Source organism: Halomonas sp. KHS3, from assembly GCF_000830495.1.
Taxonomy (GTDB): Bacteria; Pseudomonadota; Gammaproteobacteria; order Pseudomonadales; family Halomonadaceae; genus Vreelandella; species Vreelandella titanicae.
Genome location: NZ_JWHY01000012.1, coordinates 42,837 through 61,057, shown reverse-complemented (window position 1 = coordinate 61,057; position 18,221 = coordinate 42,837). Strand labels below are relative to the sequence as shown.

The 18,221-nt window shown below is 53.8% G+C and carries 19 protein-coding genes; 13 read left to right on the top strand and 6 right to left on the bottom strand.

Translation table 11 applies throughout. The annotated features are described in order from the left end of the window. Nucleotides 1-17: 17 nt before the first annotated feature. Genes fliJ through fliF form a run of 5 tightly spaced genes read right to left on the bottom strand, consistent with a single transcriptional unit; the run spans nt 18 to nt 5,429 of the window. The gene (gene fliJ / locus RO22_RS21575; protein WP_027958749.1) at nt 18-470 is read right to left on the bottom strand and encodes a flagellar export protein FliJ; all 453 of its coding nucleotides are present in this window, start codon (nt 468-470) and stop codon (nt 18-20) included. Next, nucleotides 467-1,861 carry a flagellar protein export ATPase FliI gene (fliI, locus tag RO22_RS21570; protein ID WP_027958750.1) on the bottom strand — a complete coding sequence of 465 codons (1,395 nt, stop codon included), beginning with the start codon at nt 1,859-1,861 and terminating at the stop codon, nt 467-469. The genes fliJ and fliI overlap by 4 nt, the downstream gene beginning before the upstream one ends. Before the next feature lie 11 nt (nt 1,862-1,872). Next, nucleotides 1,873-2,646, bottom strand: a complete 774-nt coding sequence (locus RO22_RS21565) for a flagellar assembly protein FliH (protein WP_041159381.1) — start codon at nt 2,644-2,646, stop codon at nt 1,873-1,875. Then, the gene (fliG, locus tag RO22_RS21560) at nt 2,639-3,646 is read right to left on the bottom strand and encodes a flagellar motor switch protein FliG (protein WP_027958752.1); all 1,008 of its coding nucleotides are present in this window, start codon (nt 3,644-3,646) and stop codon (nt 2,639-2,641) included. Before fliG ends, RO22_RS21565 begins: the two co-directional genes overlap by 8 nt. Then, nucleotides 3,639-5,429 carry a flagellar basal-body MS-ring/collar protein FliF gene (fliF, locus tag RO22_RS21555; protein ID WP_027958753.1) on the bottom strand — a complete coding sequence of 597 codons (1,791 nt, stop codon included), beginning with the start codon at nt 5,427-5,429 and terminating at the stop codon, nt 3,639-3,641. Before fliF ends, fliG begins: the two co-directional genes overlap by 8 nt. A gap of 255 nt (nt 5,430-5,684) precedes the next feature. Between fliF and fliE the strand changes: the two genes are divergently transcribed. Continuing rightward, complete coding sequence (gene fliE / locus RO22_RS21550; protein ID WP_039860567.1) at nt 5,685-6,017, top strand: flagellar hook-basal body complex protein FliE; 333 nt, start codon at nt 5,685-5,687, stop codon at nt 6,015-6,017. An 18-nt stretch (nt 6,018-6,035) separates the two neighbouring features. Here fliE and RO22_RS21545 read toward each other — a convergent pair whose 3' ends face one another. Beyond that, nucleotides 6,036-6,401 (bottom strand): flagellar protein FlaG, encoded by a 366-nt coding sequence (locus tag RO22_RS21545; protein WP_039860569.1) that lies wholly within the window; start codon nt 6,399-6,401, stop codon nt 6,036-6,038. 331 nt (nt 6,402-6,732) lie between these two features. Here RO22_RS21545 and RO22_RS21540 point away from each other — a divergent pair, with 331 nt between their 5' ends. From RO22_RS21540 to RO22_RS21485, 12 genes are all read left to right on the top strand, one after another. After that, complete coding sequence (locus tag RO22_RS21540) at nt 6,733-8,421, top strand: HD domain-containing phosphohydrolase (RefSeq protein WP_041159380.1); 1,689 nt, start codon at nt 6,733-6,735, stop codon at nt 8,419-8,421. Between the two features lie 198 nt (nt 8,422-8,619). After that, nucleotides 8,620-9,036, top strand: a complete 417-nt coding sequence (gene fliS, locus RO22_RS21535; RefSeq protein ID WP_027958757.1) for a flagellar export chaperone FliS — start codon at nt 8,620-8,622, stop codon at nt 9,034-9,036. Between the two features lie 7 nt (nt 9,037-9,043). After that, nucleotides 9,044-9,454 carry a flagellar protein FliT gene (gene fliT / locus RO22_RS21530; RefSeq protein WP_022520934.1) on the top strand — a complete coding sequence of 137 codons (411 nt, stop codon included), beginning with the start codon at nt 9,044-9,046 and terminating at the stop codon, nt 9,452-9,454. Next, a complete protein-coding gene (locus RO22_RS21525; protein ID WP_027958759.1) occupies nt 9,451-10,866 on the top strand; it encodes a flagellar hook-length control protein FliK in 1,416 nt (471 codons plus the stop codon). The genes fliT and RO22_RS21525 overlap by 4 nt, the downstream gene beginning before the upstream one ends. Further along, nucleotides 10,850-11,143, top strand: coding sequence for an EscU/YscU/HrcU family type III secretion system export apparatus switch protein (locus RO22_RS21520; RefSeq protein WP_027958760.1), 294 nt, complete (start codon nt 10,850-10,852; stop codon nt 11,141-11,143). The genes RO22_RS21525 and RO22_RS21520 overlap by 17 nt, the downstream gene beginning before the upstream one ends. A gap of 106 nt (nt 11,144-11,249) precedes the next feature. Continuing rightward, nucleotides 11,250-11,582, top strand: a complete 333-nt coding sequence (gene flhD / locus RO22_RS21515; RefSeq protein WP_022520931.1) for a flagellar transcriptional regulator FlhD — start codon at nt 11,250-11,252, stop codon at nt 11,580-11,582. Beyond that, nucleotides 11,579-12,121, top strand: coding sequence for a flagellar transcriptional regulator FlhC (gene flhC / locus RO22_RS21510; protein ID WP_009288432.1), 543 nt, complete (start codon nt 11,579-11,581; stop codon nt 12,119-12,121). Before flhD ends, flhC begins: the two co-directional genes overlap by 4 nt. A gap of 246 nt (nt 12,122-12,367) precedes the next feature. After that, entirely contained in the window at nt 12,368-13,237 is an 870-nt protein-coding gene (motA, locus tag RO22_RS21505) for a flagellar motor stator protein MotA (protein WP_027958761.1), read from the top strand. Beyond that, the gene (motB, locus tag RO22_RS21500) at nt 13,234-14,181 is read left to right on the top strand and encodes a flagellar motor protein MotB (protein WP_022520929.1); all 948 of its coding nucleotides are present in this window, start codon (nt 13,234-13,236) and stop codon (nt 14,179-14,181) included. The genes motA and motB overlap by 4 nt, the downstream gene beginning before the upstream one ends. Before the next feature lie 42 nt (nt 14,182-14,223). Continuing rightward, complete coding sequence (gene cheA / locus RO22_RS21495; RefSeq protein ID WP_022520928.1) at nt 14,224-16,320, top strand: chemotaxis protein CheA; 2,097 nt, start codon at nt 14,224-14,226, stop codon at nt 16,318-16,320. Continuing rightward, nucleotides 16,317-16,814 (top strand): chemotaxis protein CheW, encoded by a 498-nt coding sequence (gene cheW, locus RO22_RS21490; protein WP_009288435.1) that lies wholly within the window; start codon nt 16,317-16,319, stop codon nt 16,812-16,814. Before cheA ends, cheW begins: the two co-directional genes overlap by 4 nt. 133 nt (nt 16,815-16,947) lie before the next feature. Then, the gene (locus RO22_RS21485) at nt 16,948-18,210 is read left to right on the top strand and encodes a methyl-accepting chemotaxis protein (protein WP_035538269.1); all 1,263 of its coding nucleotides are present in this window, start codon (nt 16,948-16,950) and stop codon (nt 18,208-18,210) included. Nucleotides 18,211-18,221 lie beyond the last annotated feature (11 nt).

The window sequence follows — 18,221 nt, the reverse complement described above, 5'->3', positions numbered from 1 at the left end:
TCAGTTCCCTGGCCCCGCTAATGCGGAGTGTCGTTATGCTGACGAGCCGCGCGGCTTGTCACCAAGTCATCGTTAGTTTTTTGTTCATGACGTTCACTGCGGCGGTGCTCTTCAAGTAGTCGACGCGACGCCAGTGTATCGTAGGAAGAGAGCTTTCGCTGCTCTTGTTGCCAGTTCTTTTTACTCTGTTCAACGCTTGCCTGTTGAGACGCTAACGCTTGTCGAGCGCGGCTTAGGGCCGCGTCCAAAGAGGCTAAGAACTGCTGATAGTTGTACATAGTGGCAGGGTCAATGCCGTCACGCATCGCTTTCTGCAAGCGCTCAGCGTACTCCGCCCGATAGCTCAGTAGCGACTGTAACTGAGCGGTCGTTTGTTGCTCCGTTTGTCGCTCTTGTGCCAGTACTTTACCCGCTTGGTCGCGGGCACCTCTGGCTAAGTCGGTTAACATTTCGAGCTGGGAAGTGCTCATGTGCGTCCTCCTACCAGTGCGTGCAGCGCTTGGCGAGCATCGACAAGCGTTGCACACTCATCAATATTCTGTTGAAGGAAGTTTTCCAACGATGGAAAGCGTTTCACTGCTTCGTCGAGCTGGGGATCATGGCCAGGGCTGTAGGCCCCCACGCTGATAAGATCCCGGTTACGCTGGTAGCGCGAGAAGAGCTGTTTGAACACTCGCGCTTCCTGAAGCTGATCGGCTGAGGCGATGGAGGTCATTGCGCGGCTAATTGAAGCTTCAATATCGATGGCCGGATAATGACCTGCTTCCGCTAGCGTTCTCGACAGCACGATATGCCCGTCTAGAATGGCGCGAGCAGAATCGGCAATAGGATCTTGTTGATCATCGCCCTCGGTTAGCACGGTATAAAACGCCGTAATGGAACCACCACCACGCTCAGCATTACCTGCGCGCTCCACTAAGCCGGGCAGCTTTGCAAAAACCGACGGCGGATAACCTTTAGTAGCGGGTGGCTCACCAATGGCCAGGGCAATTTCCCGCTGTGCCATGGCGTACCGGGTTAACGAATCCATGATCAGCAGGACATCACGACCTTCGTCACGAAAACCTTCTGCCAGGCGAGTCGCATACGCGGCACCCTGTAAGCGCTGTAGCGGTGAGGTATCAGCGGGGGCGGCGACGACGACAGCACGCCGTCGACCCTCAGGGCCCAAAATGTTATCGATAAAGTCTTGTACTTCACGGCCCCGCTCACCAATCAAGCCCACCACAATGACGTCGGCCTTGGTGTAGCGTGCCATCATGCCTAGCAATACTGACTTGCCCACACCGGAGCCTGCAAATAGCCCCATACGCTGACCGCGACCTACGCAAAGCAGCGCATTAATAGCGCGAATGCCTACGTCAATTTGCGCATCAATTGGCGCGCGAGAAAGCGGATTAAGCGGCGGCGAGCTGAGTGTTGCTCGAGGTATCTCATCGATGCCCTCCCGATCATCAAGCGGATTGCCATTGCCATCCAGTACCCGGCCCAGCAGACTATCGCCCATCGGGAAGCGGCGGGCACTGTTGTTGCCGCTTTCATCAAGAGGCGCGACGCGAGCGCCAGGCATTAGCCCTATGACCTCTTCCAAGGGCATCAGGAATAGCTTATCACCAGAAAAGCCGACGACTTCCGCTTCGGCATGCCTATCGCTGTCGGACAAGCGACCGTCGCTGCCCGGCAATTCAATCCGACAGGCGCTACCCACCGCCACACGTAGCCCAACCACTTCAATCACCATTCCCGTCGCACGAATGACGCGGCCGTTATTGCGGTAGCGAGGCAGATGGCTAACACGCTGCTGCGTGCGTCGCAATGCCTTATTCCAGCGATGTTGATGGGGACAGGTGGTATCTGCCATAGCGTATCCGCCTAGGATGAAGGGACGTTAGAGGAGGGTGGAGAATTGAGACCGCGTTTGCGCGATTGGGCTTGAATAGCGTGCCAACGGCTTTCAAAGGTTGCGTCAATTTCACCCTGAGCACTGGTTACCCGGCACCCGCCACGGGCCAGTTGGTCATCAGGCTGGAGCTTCCAATTGGCGGCCCTGAGCTCATTACCCAAGTGCTCCTCTACTAAAGCGTGATCATCGGGGTTAAGCCAAAGACGTTGCTGGCCTACCAAGGGAGGCTCGGTGTGCAGAAGCTCGCGGACAATGGCCAAAACTTGTTCAGGTGTGTCCTGTAGGGCATCGCTAGCAAGTTGTTTGCCGGTGGCCAGTGCTAACTCAACCAGGTCGTAGGCGATGGTGTCATCAAGTCGTTCAAGCGCATTTGAAAACTGTTTGCCCAGTGTTTCCAGCGGCGCAACGGTCTTGTGGATTTGTGCTTCTAGCTCTTTTTTGGCCTGTTCGGCAGCGTCTGCTAACCCCTTTTCCCACCCCTCTTTGCGACCCTGCTCAAAGCCTGCGTCATAGCCCTCTTTTTCGGCTTGCTGACGAATACGCTCGTGCAGTGCCTGGCGCTCATCCTCTTCACGTTGGCGTGCCAGTTCAGCCGCTTTTTGTGCCGCCTGTACTTTGCGTTGATGGGCCGTGGGTACCTCGCCCTCTGAGGCATGGCTACTCTTCTTGGACGCCAGTTCTTCCATTTGCCAGCGGCGCCAATCGCCATGGCGATCAAATTTCGGCGAGTGAGTATTAGACATACTCGTCGTCTCCACCTGCCAAGACGATTTCACCAGAATCAGCTAAGCGCCTAACGACCTGCAATATAGCCTTCTGCTCGGTTTCCACCTGAGAGACGCGGATCGGGCCGCGGGCTTCCATATCTTCACGAACTAAATCGGCAGCGCGCTGTGACATATTGCGCAGGAATTTGTCCACCAAGGCGTCCTGAGCCCCTTTAAGGGCCACCACCAGCGAGTTGGTATCGACTTCTTGGAGCACCATTTGAATAGCGCGGTTGTCGAGGTCGAGCAGATTCTCGAACAAGAACATTTCGTCGATAATTTTCTGAGCCAAATCCTCGCTGTGCGCACGCACGGTCTCGATGGCGGTCTCTTCTTGGGAGGAGTTCATCAAGTTGAGGATCTCGGCCGCGGTTCTTACGCCGCCCATTTTGCTGCGCTTGAGGTTCTGACCGTCCAGCATGCTAGTGAGTACTTCGGTCAGCTCTTGCAGTGCGGCGGGCTGAACGCCGCTGAAAGTAGCGATACGAAGAACCACGTCATTGCGCAGTTTTTCCTCGAATAGCTCGAGGATGTCGGAGGCTTGATGACGATCCAGGTGAACTAGAATGGTTGCGATAATTTGCGGGTGCTCGTCGCGAATGAGTTCGGCCACCATGGAGGCTTCCATGAGGTTAAGCGCGTCAATGCCCGAATTATTGCCAGTGGTCTCTAGAATATCTTCAATCAGACTCGTCGCGCGTTCGCTGCCCAGTGCTTTGGTCAGCACTGAGCGAATGTGATCGCTGGAGTTAAGATTAAGCGCTACAAACTCTTCGGTCTCTTTATGGAATGCTTCGAGCACCGCCTTCATGTCGTCATGGGAGACCTGGTTCAGCCGGGCCATCTCCATACTGATTTCTTGCACTTCCGCAGCGCCGAGGTATTTAAAGACCTCAGCGGCACTGTCTTCATCGAGTGCAAGCAATAAGATGGCGCTCTTGCGAGCCCCGTTCATTTCAGCAATTGAACTACTCATTGGCATTCATCCAGCTACGAATGATCATCGCGACCATGCGGGGGTCTTCTTGAGCCATTTCACGCAGGTCATTGAGGTTATGCTCATAGAGTGAGGTTTTACGCCGACGCTTCGGCTTGGCGTAGGTCTCATCGCTCTCGCCTGATGGCTCTTCGCCTTCTTCGTCATCATCTTCACCGCCTACGCTGGCGGCCAGCGTGCCGCCGGGCGTTGCTGCCGCCATAACCGGTGTTTGGGTATAGCGTTTAATTAAGGGGCGCAAAATCAGCAGGTAGAGCAATAGAATCGCCAGGGCAACCAATAGGTAGCGACCTACCTTGCCAGCCAGTGACAGAACGCTGGGATCTTTCCACCATTCGACCTCCGCGGTTTCCTCGACACTGCGCGCGAAGGGAGAGTTGACGACCTCCACTTCATCGCCTCGCAGTTGCGAGAAGCCCATTGCTTGACGAACTAGACGCTCAATCTGGGCAATTTCTTCATCGGTTAGCGCAACGTCGACCCACTCGCCTTCATCGTTCATTTCCGAACGGTAGTTTACGACCACCGCGGCGGATAGCCGCTCTATCTGACCAAGGCGATGCTGGACATGCTCAATGCTGCGATCAACTTCGTAGTTGATGACGTCATCCTGACGCAAGTTGCGCAACGCTTCGGGGGGCACATCCTCTTGCTGATTAGCATCCTCTTCCTCGCCCTCCGGCTGGTTGATGGGGGAGGGCAGTGTGCCTGGCGGCGTGTTGCTCAGCGCGCCTGGAATGCCGGTGGCCAATGGGTCTTCACCGTCAAATGTAAGGCTCAACTGGCGGCTACGTACGGCTGCTTCGTTGGGGGGCTGATTGGGCCCGTAGCGTTCAGAGGTCTGCTCGCGTCGAGAGAAGTCGATTTGCGCTGCAACCTGGGCGCGCACATTATCACGACCCAAGATGGGCGTTAGAATATGCTCAATACGCTGCTGGTAAGAGCGCTCAACCTCGACAATATATTCAAGCTGTGAACCATCCAGGTCATTACCGTTGCTTGTCTCGGCAGACAGCAGTCGGCCATCCTGATTAACCACCGTGACATCTTCAGCGGCTAGGTCAGGCACGCTGCCCGAAACCATATGAACGATCGCGCTGACCTGGCCTTCACCTAAAACCCGGCCCGGTAAAAGAGTCATCACAACGGATGCTTTAGCTGGCTCACGGTCGCGAATAAAGACTGATGGCTTGGCCATGGAGAGGTGCACTCTCACGCTTTCCACCGGCCCCAGCGATTCGATTGAGCGCGCAAGCTCACCTTCAAGACCTCGCTGGTAATTAATTTGCTCGGCAAACTGGCTAATCCCAAATGCCTGGCTGTCCATTAGTTCAAGGCCAAGGTTGCCCCCGCGGGGTAACCCCTGCTCAGCAAGCTGCAGGCGCAGTGTGTGGACTTGATCACTAGGCACCATTAATGCCTGGCCGCCTTCGCTGAACTGGTAAGGAATGCCGCGGGTATCGAGCTCATTGATGATGCTGCCACCATCAGCTTCGCTTAGGTTGCTATACAGCACGCGGTACTCGGGACTGCTGGCCCACATAAATAGAGCCGCCACAATAGCAATTGAGGCGGCGCCTGCGATAAGCAGTGCGACTAGCGGATTGCCACGCAGCTGTTTCAGCGTACGCTCAAAAGCTGAGCCGCTGGTGTCGCGTTCGGTGTTTCCACTACCGGTGCTTCCACTATTGATATTTCCACTGCGGGGAGCGGCTTGATTCGTACTGTTTTGACGGCCTGCCGTTGCACCGGTTTCGCTCATGCGACCCTCCAGAGGGGCAGGCAAAACTGGTGTCGGCCCAGGCGCATCACCAAAGAAGGCATAGGCTATATCCGTCGATCGCGGTTATCCGCCAAAAAGATGAGGCGGAATTGTGATGACAGTCATTATCCGGTGACTAGTCGAGCATAAAGGAACGATAAGCTTCGCTTTTTATGCGCATTTGTCCGTATGAGGCGGGGCGCTTTGGTGTTAGGCTTTTTGCATTAGATATTTTTTGCGAATTGAGGTGAGCGTATGAGTACTCCCGCAATACAGGCTGCGCTACAGCAGATGCAAGGCATGGCGACCCAAGCGGCATCCACGCAGCCCCTTAGTGGTGCGCAGGCGTCAGCGGCTGTCGGGCAGGGCGGTTTTGGCGGTGAGCTGCAGGCCTCGATTCAGCGCATTAACCGACTTCAGCAGACGGCTAACAGTCAGGCGATGGCTTTTCAGGCGGGTGATCCTGATTTGCAGCTCAATGACGTGATGGTTGACATGCAGAAGGCCAGCGTTGCGTTTCAAATGGGGCTTCAGGTTCGCAATCGTTTGGTATCTGCATATCGTGATGTTATGAACATGCAAGTGTAGGGTTGTCTACGTCACGCATTAGGCTTCAATTGAGATTATTCGTCCCTGCATTTCTTCAAGTCGCTCGGCAATTTTGAGTACTTCTTCTGCTGGGATCTGGCGTATGACGTCGCCAGACTCCCTATCTATGACCCGCGTGATCACGCGTGATGTTACTTCGCTTAATTCGAATTCTAAGCCATGTGGGCGCATTGTCTCGTTAATGCGCTGGATGGGTTTGACGAGCTCTTCGGATGATATTTCCTGCTCATTAATGTCTATGTTTTTAATCTGAGTGTTCGTTGTTGCTAGCTGAGCTAGAGTGTTTTCGAGCCGTTGGCTTGGGTTCAGCTGGGCTAAGCCTGATGACTGCAGCGTTGTTGCTTCGGTGGGTAGTGAGCTCATGGGGCACGTTCCTCCTTTAAGATCAGCTCTGGCAGCCAGTTAGGAGTGCAACAGCGTGGAGCGGCAGCCATAGCTTGGAATTTTGCTTATCAATAAGTGTTTCTATATCAGTATCGGCAGTCAGCTAAAAAACTTTACTCTTGCCGACGTGGCGTTTTGTTTTCTGGTTCTTGGGAGTGTCAGCCATATAGCCTCCTCTCTCTGTTTGCTATGGCTTGCCTAATAAGTATGAAAATGGTGGCTTTTTGTGCATACGCCATGCTGTGGGCATCTGATATGCTTCTCGAGTTTGCGGTGAACTAATTAACGCATAAGAGTAAGCGAGGCGAGAATGGTGGCGCAGCAGGATGAGTTTGAAACAATAGTAAGTACAACAGTGATCGAGTCTCTGCTGAATACCTTGATCGAAACCGGTGGCGTCTCGCTCTGTCTTGCTGCGACGGGAGCTCGTCCAGAGCCCATTGTCTTGATGGAGCAGCACCAGGGCCAAGCATTGGTGATGGATCTTTCCTCTGTTGACTATTTACTTCACCATTTACAGGGTGGTGCTGCGTTTTACTTGCGCGGGCAGGCGCAGGGGAAAGTGCTGCAAACGCCGCTCCTGCAACTGACGGAGACGCGTCAGGCCGGGGGGCGCTTTTTGTGTTGCAGTGATTATCCTGCATCGTTGGAAGTGCTGCAGCGTCGTGAGTCCTTCCGTGCTGAGCTGCGCATGGGGATGGTGGTGTCGGCAGGTTTGTATGGTGGTGATGCCGAGATAGAGGGTGAGCTGCGGGATTTATCCCAGGACGGCTGCCAGCTTGAATTGCCATTGGCCGCTAGCGGGCTGCTAGCGGGAGCCGCTAGCCCGCTAAAGTTGGCGTTTACCTTCCCCGACGGCACCTACTTTGAAGTGCTTGGAGAGGCTCGTCATCAAAAAACCGACGCTGAGCGCCATCTACTGCGCGTCGGTTTTAACTTCGTTGAGTGTAGTGCGGAGCAAGAGCGGCAAATTTGGTATTTCGTGTGTGAAATAGAGCGCGAAGCGGCACGCTATAAAAAAGAAGAACAAAACGAGCGTCAGCCCTCTCCGCTGTTCGCGCTGCCAAGCAAACGATCCGGTGCAGGAGAGTTGCTTGGGCGGCGTGATGTCAAGCGCTACGCGACCCCTATGGCGCGTCGGCTTGTCAAAGTCGCTGCCTATCTGGATACACAGTTGTTGTCGTTACAACAAGGTAGCGATATCGATGGGCGTCAGCTCTCCCGCTATGCTGATCGCATATTGGGTCTTCATGAAGAGGATCGTGAGGCGCTGCTATTTGCTTCACGTTGCTTATCTCCCGAGCCTTTAATAGTGCGCCACGGTATTGCTGTGGCTGTGCATTTGCTCGATTTTGTGGGTGCCAGCATGCCCCGTGAGTTGCGCAAGGCGATAGTGGCCAGCGGTCTTATTCACGATCTTGGCAAGGCGCTTGTGCCTCAGGTGCTGTTCAAGGCGCCGCACTTTGAAGCTAAGCATCGAGAGGCGATCAGTGAGCATGTCCAGCTGTTGCTAGACCGCTTACATAACTGCCAATGGCTGTCTGCGGGTATTGTCCAGGCGGTGATTGGGGGGGTTAACGAGCGTATGGATGGTAGTGGGTATCCATGCGGGTTGAGTGGGGCTGACCTCAGTGAACTGGCTAAGGCGAGTGCTGTTGTCGACGTAGTAGAAGCTATGCGACGTGACCGTGCAGATCGTCCAGCTAAAACAGCACAGCAAATTTATCGGCATTTATTGCAGCACCCACACCATTTTGATATGCGTTGGATTAAACGCTATATCGATCATTTCAAGGGATTGCCAATAGGTTCGCTGGCGCAGTTCTCTAGCCAGCAGAAGGGGTGGATCTTACGTCTTGATGCTAAAGGCAACCCCACAGAGGTGTTGCTTGCGCCACAGGTCGAGCCGCCAATGCGTGACAATGTGGGAGTGATCGTGGGGAGTAATATCGCTGAGCGACTTGGGCGAACTGTCGGTGAGATCGCCGTGTCTACTTGAGTAAGCAGGAAGTTAATGCGTGATGGCAGTTGGTCGAGTCATGAGCTGCGCTGAAAAAAGCGTTGTAAGCCGTTAAAGTCCCCCAGGCTCACGCCGATAGATACTAGTAGTGCCGTTTGTTGTTTATTTTTATCTTTTAATAATCGTGGTCTCTCCTTATCCAGGGTGAGCATAAAACCACGCACAGGAGTTCCGCTTATGACTTACTCTCGCGGTGGCGCCGCCTATGGGCGGGGAGCTAACGCTTATGCGCGTGTTGGCGTAGAAAGCGGAGTGATGTCGGCAGATCCTCATCAGCTTATTGTGATGTTGTTTGACGGCGCCCAGGCCGCTATTCGTGCTGCACGCATCCATATTCAGTCGGGTAATACGGCCGAGAAAGGCAAGTCGATATCGAAAGCGCTGGATATTGTAAATAACGGTCTCGTAGCCGCTCTTGATCAAGAGCAGGGCGGCGAGATTGCCGAACGCTTAGCATCGCTTTATGACTATATTTCGCGCCTACTGTTGGCGGCGAATCTGCGTAACGATGAAGAGAGCTTAAATCAGGCCGAACGCCTGCTCGAAGATATCGCCTCAGCCTGGCGTGATATTGGTCAACAGCAGAGCGCGTGAGGCAATAATGTCAGCTCCTATATCCGCTCGTGATAAAAATGCTCAACAGACGCTGCTCACTAGCTATGAAACGCTATTGAGCCGCGTTGAGCACATGCACGAACTGGCTAATGGCGAACAGTGGGCAGAGCTAATTGATCAGCGTACCAACTATGTAATGTTGGTGGATCAGTTGCGTGAGCTGGATACCACCGTTGTGCTTGATGCCGCTGCTCAGCAGCGTAAGGCAGAACTGCTGGAGCGCATCCTTGAGCACGATGTGGAAATACGGCGTCGTTTGGTGGCGCGCCGTGATGAGCTGGGTAAGCTCATAGGGGTATCCCAGCGTCAGCGGAATTTACATAGGGCCTACGCACCACAGCAAGGGGCTCCGGTAGCTTATGACGCCGATGATGCTGATTCCACGAGGTCATCGTGAGTGGTATTACCCCTCTGATTGATACGCTCTTGCACCAAGTGCTTGGGCGGCAAGGCGAGTTGTCGCTGCAGCGAGCATTGAGTCAGCCTGTGAAGCCCGTTTCACCCGGCGAGGGGCCGCGTGCTGTAATGGGTGATGCCAATCTGGATGGCCGTGCGTCGACATCGCCGCTAGGCGACCTAAAGCGTTTACCGCACCCTCTTGATGGGGGGCGAACGTTGCCCCGAGGTGAGGCGCAGCCTTCGCCTTCAGGTTCAACGCAGACCCATTTTAGTCCTGCAGCACGAACAATCGCCGACGTGCTGCTGCGCTTTCCAGCCCCTCCCTCGGTAATGCGGCCCGAAGCACCTCTTATCACCAGTCAGGAAGCGCCAGCAGCGAGTACAGTAGCAACACGCTTAGAGGCAAGTATTCGCGATAGTGGTTTGTTTTATGAGTCGCATCTAAAGCGCTGGTTTCAAGGTGAGGGAACCCGCCAGCAGCTAATGAACCAACCGCAAATGCAATCCGGCCCTCGCCCGCTTACTCCTCTTTTATCGACAGGCCCGAATGTGTCGCTCCCAGCTGCAGCGCCTTCGACGGCGTCTGCCTTGTCTACAGCTGTCTCAGTTGGGGTGCCACTGACTCCACAAATGCCTACGCAGTCAGCTGGAGCGCCCCTGACAGCACAGGCGCTTACGCAGGTGGGGGCGGGAGCGCCTTTGGCAGCTCCCCTGGTAGGGCAGGGAGGCATGGCTATTTTACCCAACGTGCCGCTAGTGCCTGTTACTCATGAGCAAGGCTTAGCGGTTCGGTTGGCGAGCGCGTCCCATTTTTTAGCAACTGGCTCGACGGCTGCTGCCTCCACTACCCCCGCTCAAGGGGCTGCTTCGCAGGTGTCGACTAATCCTGCCCAGCCGGCCCCTATGCCTGGCGAGGCGCGCGACAGCCATCAGGCAAGGGCGGAGTATAGCCAGGCTAGGGAGATGAGCGATCTGATGGCCAATCGACCGGCTCGCGAGGTCGTTCACGAAAGCCTGCAGAGCCTGGTGCGCCACCAGCTTGAAATGTTGGTGATGCCGTCTATTCGCTGGGAAGGTGATGTCTGGGCAGGCATTTTTATGGCTTTAGTAATCAATTTGCCTACTCGTGAAGAGGGCCAGGAAGGAAAACAGCAGGGGGGAGAGCCAGACGGTGGATGGCGTTCTGATATGCAGCTCGATGTTCCCAGTTTAGGGGCATTCAGCGCGTCGCTATGGCTCTATCGAAACGTGTTAAGCATCGATTTTACCACCGAAAGTACGCACGTTTATCAGCGTATTGACGCTGGACTGCCCGCGTTAGAGAAGCGCCTTAGCGCCTTGGACTTACAAAAAGTGCAGCTTCGCGCGCGCCATATCGAAGCGGAGGCACCCCATGGCTACGCCGGGTGAGCGACGCCGTCAAGCTGTTGCCCTGGCTTACCAGGATAATGACCGTGCTCCACGGGTAGTGGCGAAAGGCTATGGTGATCTGGCCGAACGTATTATGGCTGAAGCTCATCGCCAGGGTATTTATGTGCACGATGCGCCCGAGTTGGTAGCGCTTTTAATGCAGCTAGATCTGGATGCGGAAATTCCGGCGAGTCTCTATCAAATTGTCGCAGAACTGCTGGTGTGGGTGTTCGAACTATCAGAGGAAGGGCTAACTCATCGTGAAACGCCTGAGTAGCCATTTACAGACATTGTATGCAACCATGAGGGTAGGTAATAAAAAGTCATTAATGGCGCCAGTATAATGGTCACAACACCGCGCCTGAGTCGTTTAATGGGACATTATGAGTCAAACCAACTTTCTCGATGAAATTCAGGAAATTAATTTAGCTTATTTGCTTCTGGCGCAGCGCTTGCTTGATGAAGATCGTGAGGCTGCTATGTTTCGCTTAAAAATAGACAGCGATGTTGCCGAGCTGATTGTCTCGCTTAATGCTCGCCAGCTTACCAAGTTGGCACGAACCAGCCAATTATTGTGCCGGTTTAGCCAAACGAGTGCCGAGCGGCTTCGACAGCTTACAGATAATCCCCGCGATCAGGGGTTGGCAGGGCTTCATGCATCACTGCTGTTGGCAAGCGATGCATTTGAGCCAATGCCATCGGGAGGCGAGAAGTGAGCCAGAAAAGCTTGGTCGATGAAATGCACCAAGTGCAGCTGGCAATCGAATTGATTGAGCTGGGTGCGCGCCTTCAGGTGCTGGAAACAGAAACGGAATTAAGCCGCACGCGTTTGATCAAGCTGTATAAGGAAGTGCGTGGCATGTCACCGCCTAAGGGCATGCTGCCTTTTTCCACCGACTGGTTTATTACTTGGCTTCCCAATGTGCATTCGTCGCTGTTTTACAACATTTATTTAAGCCTGAAGGAGGCGGCAGGCTGTGATCGCATCGATGCCTTTGTCAAAGCATATCGGCTCTATGACGAGCAAATGTCGCTGGAAAAAGTGGAGCCGGTTCTCGGGTTAACCCGTGCGTGGACGCTGATACGCTTTTTCGAGAGTGATTTGCTCCAGCTTAATCAGTGTACGCGTTGCACTGGGCAGTTTGTGGCGCACGCTCATAGTCCCGCTCAACACTATGTGTGCGGTATTTGTCAGCCCCCCTCAAGAGCGGGTAAAACGCGCAAAGCACAGCGGGAGAATAGTGAAAAAATGTAACAATCTCTGCGATTACATCACTGATGGTGTGAAGTAGGGTATAAGACAGTAATGAGTACTAACAAGAAATAAGTGTATTGGCTTAGATAGGCCTAAAAGCCAGTGGTGCTTTTTCATTAAACAGACGTCTGACCCTAGTATAATAGGGCTAAGACATGCTTGGAATGGAACATTGCTTAAACATCAGATCAGGTGGCTAAGTTTTGGTTCCCTAATTTAATACTGAATACCGCAAGGATCCTGCTTGTGCTGATACCTCTAGGTTATGTAATCGTATTGCTATCTGTGTTTGGTGGCTATGTGCTGGCAGGTGGCAGCTTAGGCCCCTTGTATCAACCACTTGAGCTGCTGATTATTGGCGGAGCCGGGGTTGGTGCATTTATCGCAGCGAACAATGGCAAAGCGATTAAAGCGACCTTTAAAATTTTGCCCCGGCTCAAGCGCGCCAAAAAATATAACAAAGAACTTTATATGGAGCTGATGGCGCTGCAGTATAAATTACTCTCCAAAATTCGCCGTGAAGGCATGTTAGGCATTGAACGGGATATTGATAATCCCGAGGAGAGCCCGCTGTTTCAAGAGCATCCTACGGTATTGGCTGATCCTCATATCATGAATTTTCTAACGGACTATCTGCGCTTAATGGTAAGCGGCGGCATGGAACCCATGGAAATTGATGAGCTGATGCTGCACGAGATTGAGGTCTTTGAGCAGGAAGCTCATATTCCTGTCGATGCCATTGCCAAAGTCGGCGATGCCATGCCTGCCTTCGGCATCGTGGCGGCAGTAATGGGGGTCGTTAAAACACTCACCTACGCCGATGCTACGCCGACTCAGATGGGTGTGATGATCGGCCAAGCGCTAGTGGGCACCTTCTTGGGTATTTTGCTGGGCTATGGTTTTGTTAGTCCGCTGGCAAGTTACATCGAACGGCAGGCGAAAGAAGCCGAAAAAATGCTCCAGTGTATTCGCATTACGCTGCTCGCTAGCTTGCACGGTTATGCGCCGCAGTTGGCTGTTGAATTTGGCCGCAAGGCACTGTTTGCCGCCGAGCGTCCTAGTTTTACGGAGCTTGAAGAGTATGTAAGGGATGCAAAAAAGGCCGGTAACGCATGAGTAAGGGTGGTGACAAGCGTCCGATTGTCATTCGACGCAAAAAAGTCGTCCATGCCCATCACGGTGGTGCCTGGAAAATTGCCCTAGCGGATTTTATGACTGCTCTGATGGCCTTTTTTTTGGTGCTATGGCTTTTGAGCGTTTCCAGTGAAGAGACGCGCAAGGGGGTGGCAGAGTACTTTAGCACCCCCCTGGTGACGGCGATAACCGGTGGCGATCGTTCGGGCAGCACCAGCGCGATTCCCGGCGGCGGGCCCGATCCCACGCATAGCGATGGGGAGCGGGCGCGCATTGATAGCCTTCAGCGCACTCGTCCAAGCATGCAGGAACGAAACTTTTTCCGGGATTTACAAGAGCGTATTGAACGGGCCATTGAGCGAGATCCCGAGCTGCGCCAGTTGCGCAATCAAATGCGGTTTGACTTGACCCGCGAAGGGCTGCGCATACAGCTACTCGATACCGACCAGCGCCCCATGTTTGAGCTGGGTAGCGACCAAGTGGCGCCTTATATGCGCAGCTTGTTACGTACCATCGCACCGCTGCTAAATGAGCTTCCCAATGAGCTAAGTATCAGCGGGCATACCGATAGCGTTCCCTATGCGGGAGGCTATCGTGGTTACAGTAACTGGGAGCTTTCCAATGATCGCGCTAATGCGTCGCGCCGCGAGCTTATTGCGGGTGGCTTTGATCCAGGTCAGTTACTTCGCGTGTCGGGCTTTGCAGATCGTGTGTTATTGCCCGAGACTGAGCCAACCGATCCTATCAATCGACGCATAGAGCTGGTGGTGTTGTTTCCGGAAATTGCTGATGCGATTCGCAATCCTACTGTAATGGAGTCGGGAGATGCATCGCCAGAAGCTTCAATCGAAGCACTAGAAGCTTCAGCCGAAGCGCAAATTGAATCAACACAACAAGACGAGCCTCAGGTTCAAGCGCAAGAGTGATCTGAGCCTGTCATAAAAGACGACGTTAAGGTGGAGCGGTGTATGGATATAGCGGATTTTTTTGACACCTTTTTTGAAGAGGCTGAAGAGCTGCTGTCGGATATGGAACAGCATTTACTGGAACTGGATGTTGATGATCCAGACAGTGAGCAGCTCAATGCTATTTTCCGTGCCGCCCACTCGATCAAGGGGGGGGCGGGAACCTTTGGTTTTACCGTGCTACAGAAAACCACGCACATTTTGGAAAACCTCCTCGATTACGCACGTAAAGGCGAACTGACGCTGCGAGCCGACCTCGTGGATACCTTTTTAGAGGCTAAAGACATCATGCATGAGCAACTCGATGCCTACCGCAGCGAAGAGGAGCCTAATCAAGAGGCATTTGAACGTATTTGCCAAACGCTGCAGCAAATTGCCTTGGACGAAATTGGCCAACAGCTCGATGGGCCGACTATTCCTGCTGCTGAGCCCAAGGCTGCGCCGACGCCTGTGCCAAGTGAAAACGACGCGGAAGCAAACAGTAATAATGCAGAGGCGTCCTCGAACGGCCATCTGCTAGTGGCACTGCTCAACGTTGAAGATAAAGACCGCATTTTGCTGGTTGAAGAGTTAGAGCAGCTCGGTGAAGTGCAGTCCCAGTCAGGCGACGCAAAGCGTTACGAGGTAGTGCTCAAAAGCAGCGACAGTGCTGACGATATTGAAGCGGTCATGTGCTTTATTATCGAACCTGATCAGATTGAGATTACGGCTGTTGAGGGCGTCGCTACTGAGCCAGCCCCAGCCGAGCCAGAAGCCTCGACGCCTGCAGCCCCAGCGCCGCAAGCGCCGGCAGAAAGCACGGCCTCTAAGGCAAGCGCGCCAAAGCCTGCTGCCAAAGAGAAGCCCAAAAAAGCTGCCGCCGAGTCTTCGTCAATCCGCGTATCGGTAGATAAAGTCGACCAAATTATCAACTTGGTGGGTGAGCTGATTATCACCCAGTCGATGCTCGATCAAACGGTTAGCGATTTAGAAGATCAGTCGGTGGGCAATGCCTCACTGCAAAATGGCATGAGCCTACTGCAGCGCAACGCCCGTGATCTCCAAGAAGCGGTCATGTCTATTCGCATGATTCCCATGGAGTTTGTATTCAGTCGCTTCCCCCGCGTGGTGCGCGACACCGCCGGTAAGCTGGGTAAAGAGATCGAATTAATTACCGAAGGCAAGTCGACCGAGCTGGATAAGAGTTTGGTCGAACGGATCACTGATCCGTTAACGCACCTGGTGCGCAATAGCCTCGATCATGGCGTGGAAATGCCCGATGTGCGCGAAGCCATTGGCAAGCCGCGTGTCGGCAAATTAACCCTCTCCGCACGTCACCAGGGTGGCAATATCTTGATTGAAGTGCGCGATGATGGTGCCGGCATGGATCGTGAACGCCTGCTAGCCAAGGCGCGCGAAAACGGCCTCAATGTGTCGGACACCATGTCGGACGAAGAGGTCTTCCAGCTCATTTTTGCTCCCGGCTTCTCAACGGCGAATGAAGTGACCGACGTATCTGGGCGTGGCGTGGGCATGGATGTAGTGAAGCGCAACATTCAGAGCATGGGCGGTCGGGTTGAAATCCAGTCGAAGCTAGGTGAAGGCACCAACACCCGTATCGTGTTGCCGCTTACGTTGGCCATTCTGGACGGTATGTCGATCAAGGTCGGCGGCGAGACGTTTATTCTTCCGCTCTCTACCGTACTTGAATCACTGCAGCCCGCCAAAGACGATATGTACGCCATGGCCGGTGACGACGTGGTGATCAAAGTCCGCGACGAATATCTGCCCGTGATTGCCATTCACGAAGTGCTGAACGTCGAGAATGCGATTACCGACCCGACCAAAAGCATCGCTGTCATTGTGCAGGGCGAAGGCCGTCGTTACGCCATGTTGGTCGATGAGTTGATCGGACAGCAGCAGGTCGTGGTCAAAAATCTGGAAGACAATTACCGCAAAGTACCAGGGATCTCGGCCGCGACCATCTTAGGTGACGGTAGTGTAGCGTTGATTCTGGATATTACTGGTTTACACCGCCTGAGCCGATATAAAAAAGAGGCAGGCAAAAAAGTAGTAAACAATCAAAACCTTTCATCTTTTAAGGAGGCTGAGCCGTCATGAGTCAAGCCAACAATGGTGCGGTACTAGCCGCAGAAGCCGAAAACCGCGAATTCCTGGTGTTCTCATTAGGCGATGAAGAGTACGCCATTGATATTTTGAAAGTGCAGGAAATTCGTGGCTACGAAAACGTAACCCGGATTGCCAATGCACCTGAATTTATCAAAGGGGTCACCAACCTGCGCGGCGTCATTGTGCCAATCGTGGATCTCCGCATTAAGTTTCACTTTGATAAAGTCGAATACGGTGGCCAAACAGTAGTGATCGTGGTCAATGTTGCAGACCGGGTGGTCGGCATCGTAGTGGACGGCGTTTCCGACGTGATGACTCTGACCCCTGATCAGATTAAACCGGCGCCAGAATTTGGTGTCACGCTCTCGTCTGACTTCCTGAGCGGTTTGGGTAGTCTGGATGATCGCATGCTGGTACTCGTGGATATCGATAAGTTGCTCACCAGCGACGAGATGGCACTGGTGGAAAGCACCAGCAACCAGTAAGACTAAAAAAACATGGCACAGGGAGCGTGCCAAATCAGTTCTACTCAATGATGCATTCTCGCGCTACGGAAAGTGCCAGCGAGTGCCGGTTGTGCGTGGAGAAAAGGGCGTGACACAGCGAATGCGGCAATTAATGAATAATATGACGGTGCGCTTGAGTTGGGGCTTAGTGCTAGCGACACTTTCGGTGCTTGTTTTAATTGCCAGTGGTATCGGTCTTTATGCCCTGCACCATGGTGCAGCAATCGTGCAGGCCTCTGACGATGTGCAGGCACAACAGGCCGCTTTCAGTGCTTTTGCCGCGACAATTCGCTGGGCACTACTCGGGATAGTCGTAATGACTATCGCCACGGTAATCGTGGTTATCTGGGGGGTGACGGCCAATGTGTTGCGCCCGCTAGATCGCTTGGTGGGCTATTTTGAGCGTATGGCCCAGGGGGATCTAAGCCAGGCCATTACCTCTCCGGGTAATAACGAAATAGGGCGGCTTTATAGCGCCATGGCCCATATGCAGAGCTCACTCTCGCAAACGGTAGGTACCGTGCGCACCAGCGGTACATCGATTTATGAGCGCTCTCAGCAAATAGCCAGCGGCAATAACGACCTTTCTTCGCGCACCGAGCAGCAGGCCACCTCGTTAGAGGAGACGGCTTCCAGCATGGAGCAGTTAGCCTCAACGGTGGGTCATAATGCTGAAAATGCCCGCCAAGCCAGCCAATTGGCCGGGAGCGCGACCCTGACAGCCCGCCGTAGTGGAGAAGAGGTTGGTGAGATCGTCAGCACCATGCAAGACATAAGCGCAAGTTCTCATCAAGTCGCTGATATTATTACCGTTATCGATAATATTGCGTTTCAGACCAATATTCTGGCGCTGAATGCTTCGGTGGAAGCGGCGCGTGCTGGCGAGCATGGCAGAGGGTTCGCCGTGGTGGCACAGGAAGTACGTAGCTTAGCCAGTCGCAGCGCCGCTGCCGCCAAAGAGATTCGCACGCTGATTGATGCATCGCTCAGCAAGGTAGATACCGGCACTCAGCGGGTCAATCAAGCTGGACAAACCATGCAAGATCTAGTGGGCGCTGTTCAGCGCGTCAGCGATATCATGGATGAAATCGCCGCCGCTTCTGAGCAGCAGAGTAGCGGCATTGGCCAAGTGAATCAGGCCGTGGCGCAAATGGATCAGGTTGTGCAACAAAATGCTCAACTGGTGCAGCAAGCCGCGCGCAGCGCCAATGAACTTGAAAGCGAAGCCGCACGCTTACGCGAGGCGGTTGAGCGCTTTCGTGTCACTGAATTATCAGCCCCGCGCGCTCCGGCTGTATTGCCAGCGGCAGTGTCAAAACCCGCAACAAGGCGTCCACAGCCAGTAGCAGAAACAGAAGAGTGGTCATCGTTTTAATTTGCTTGGTA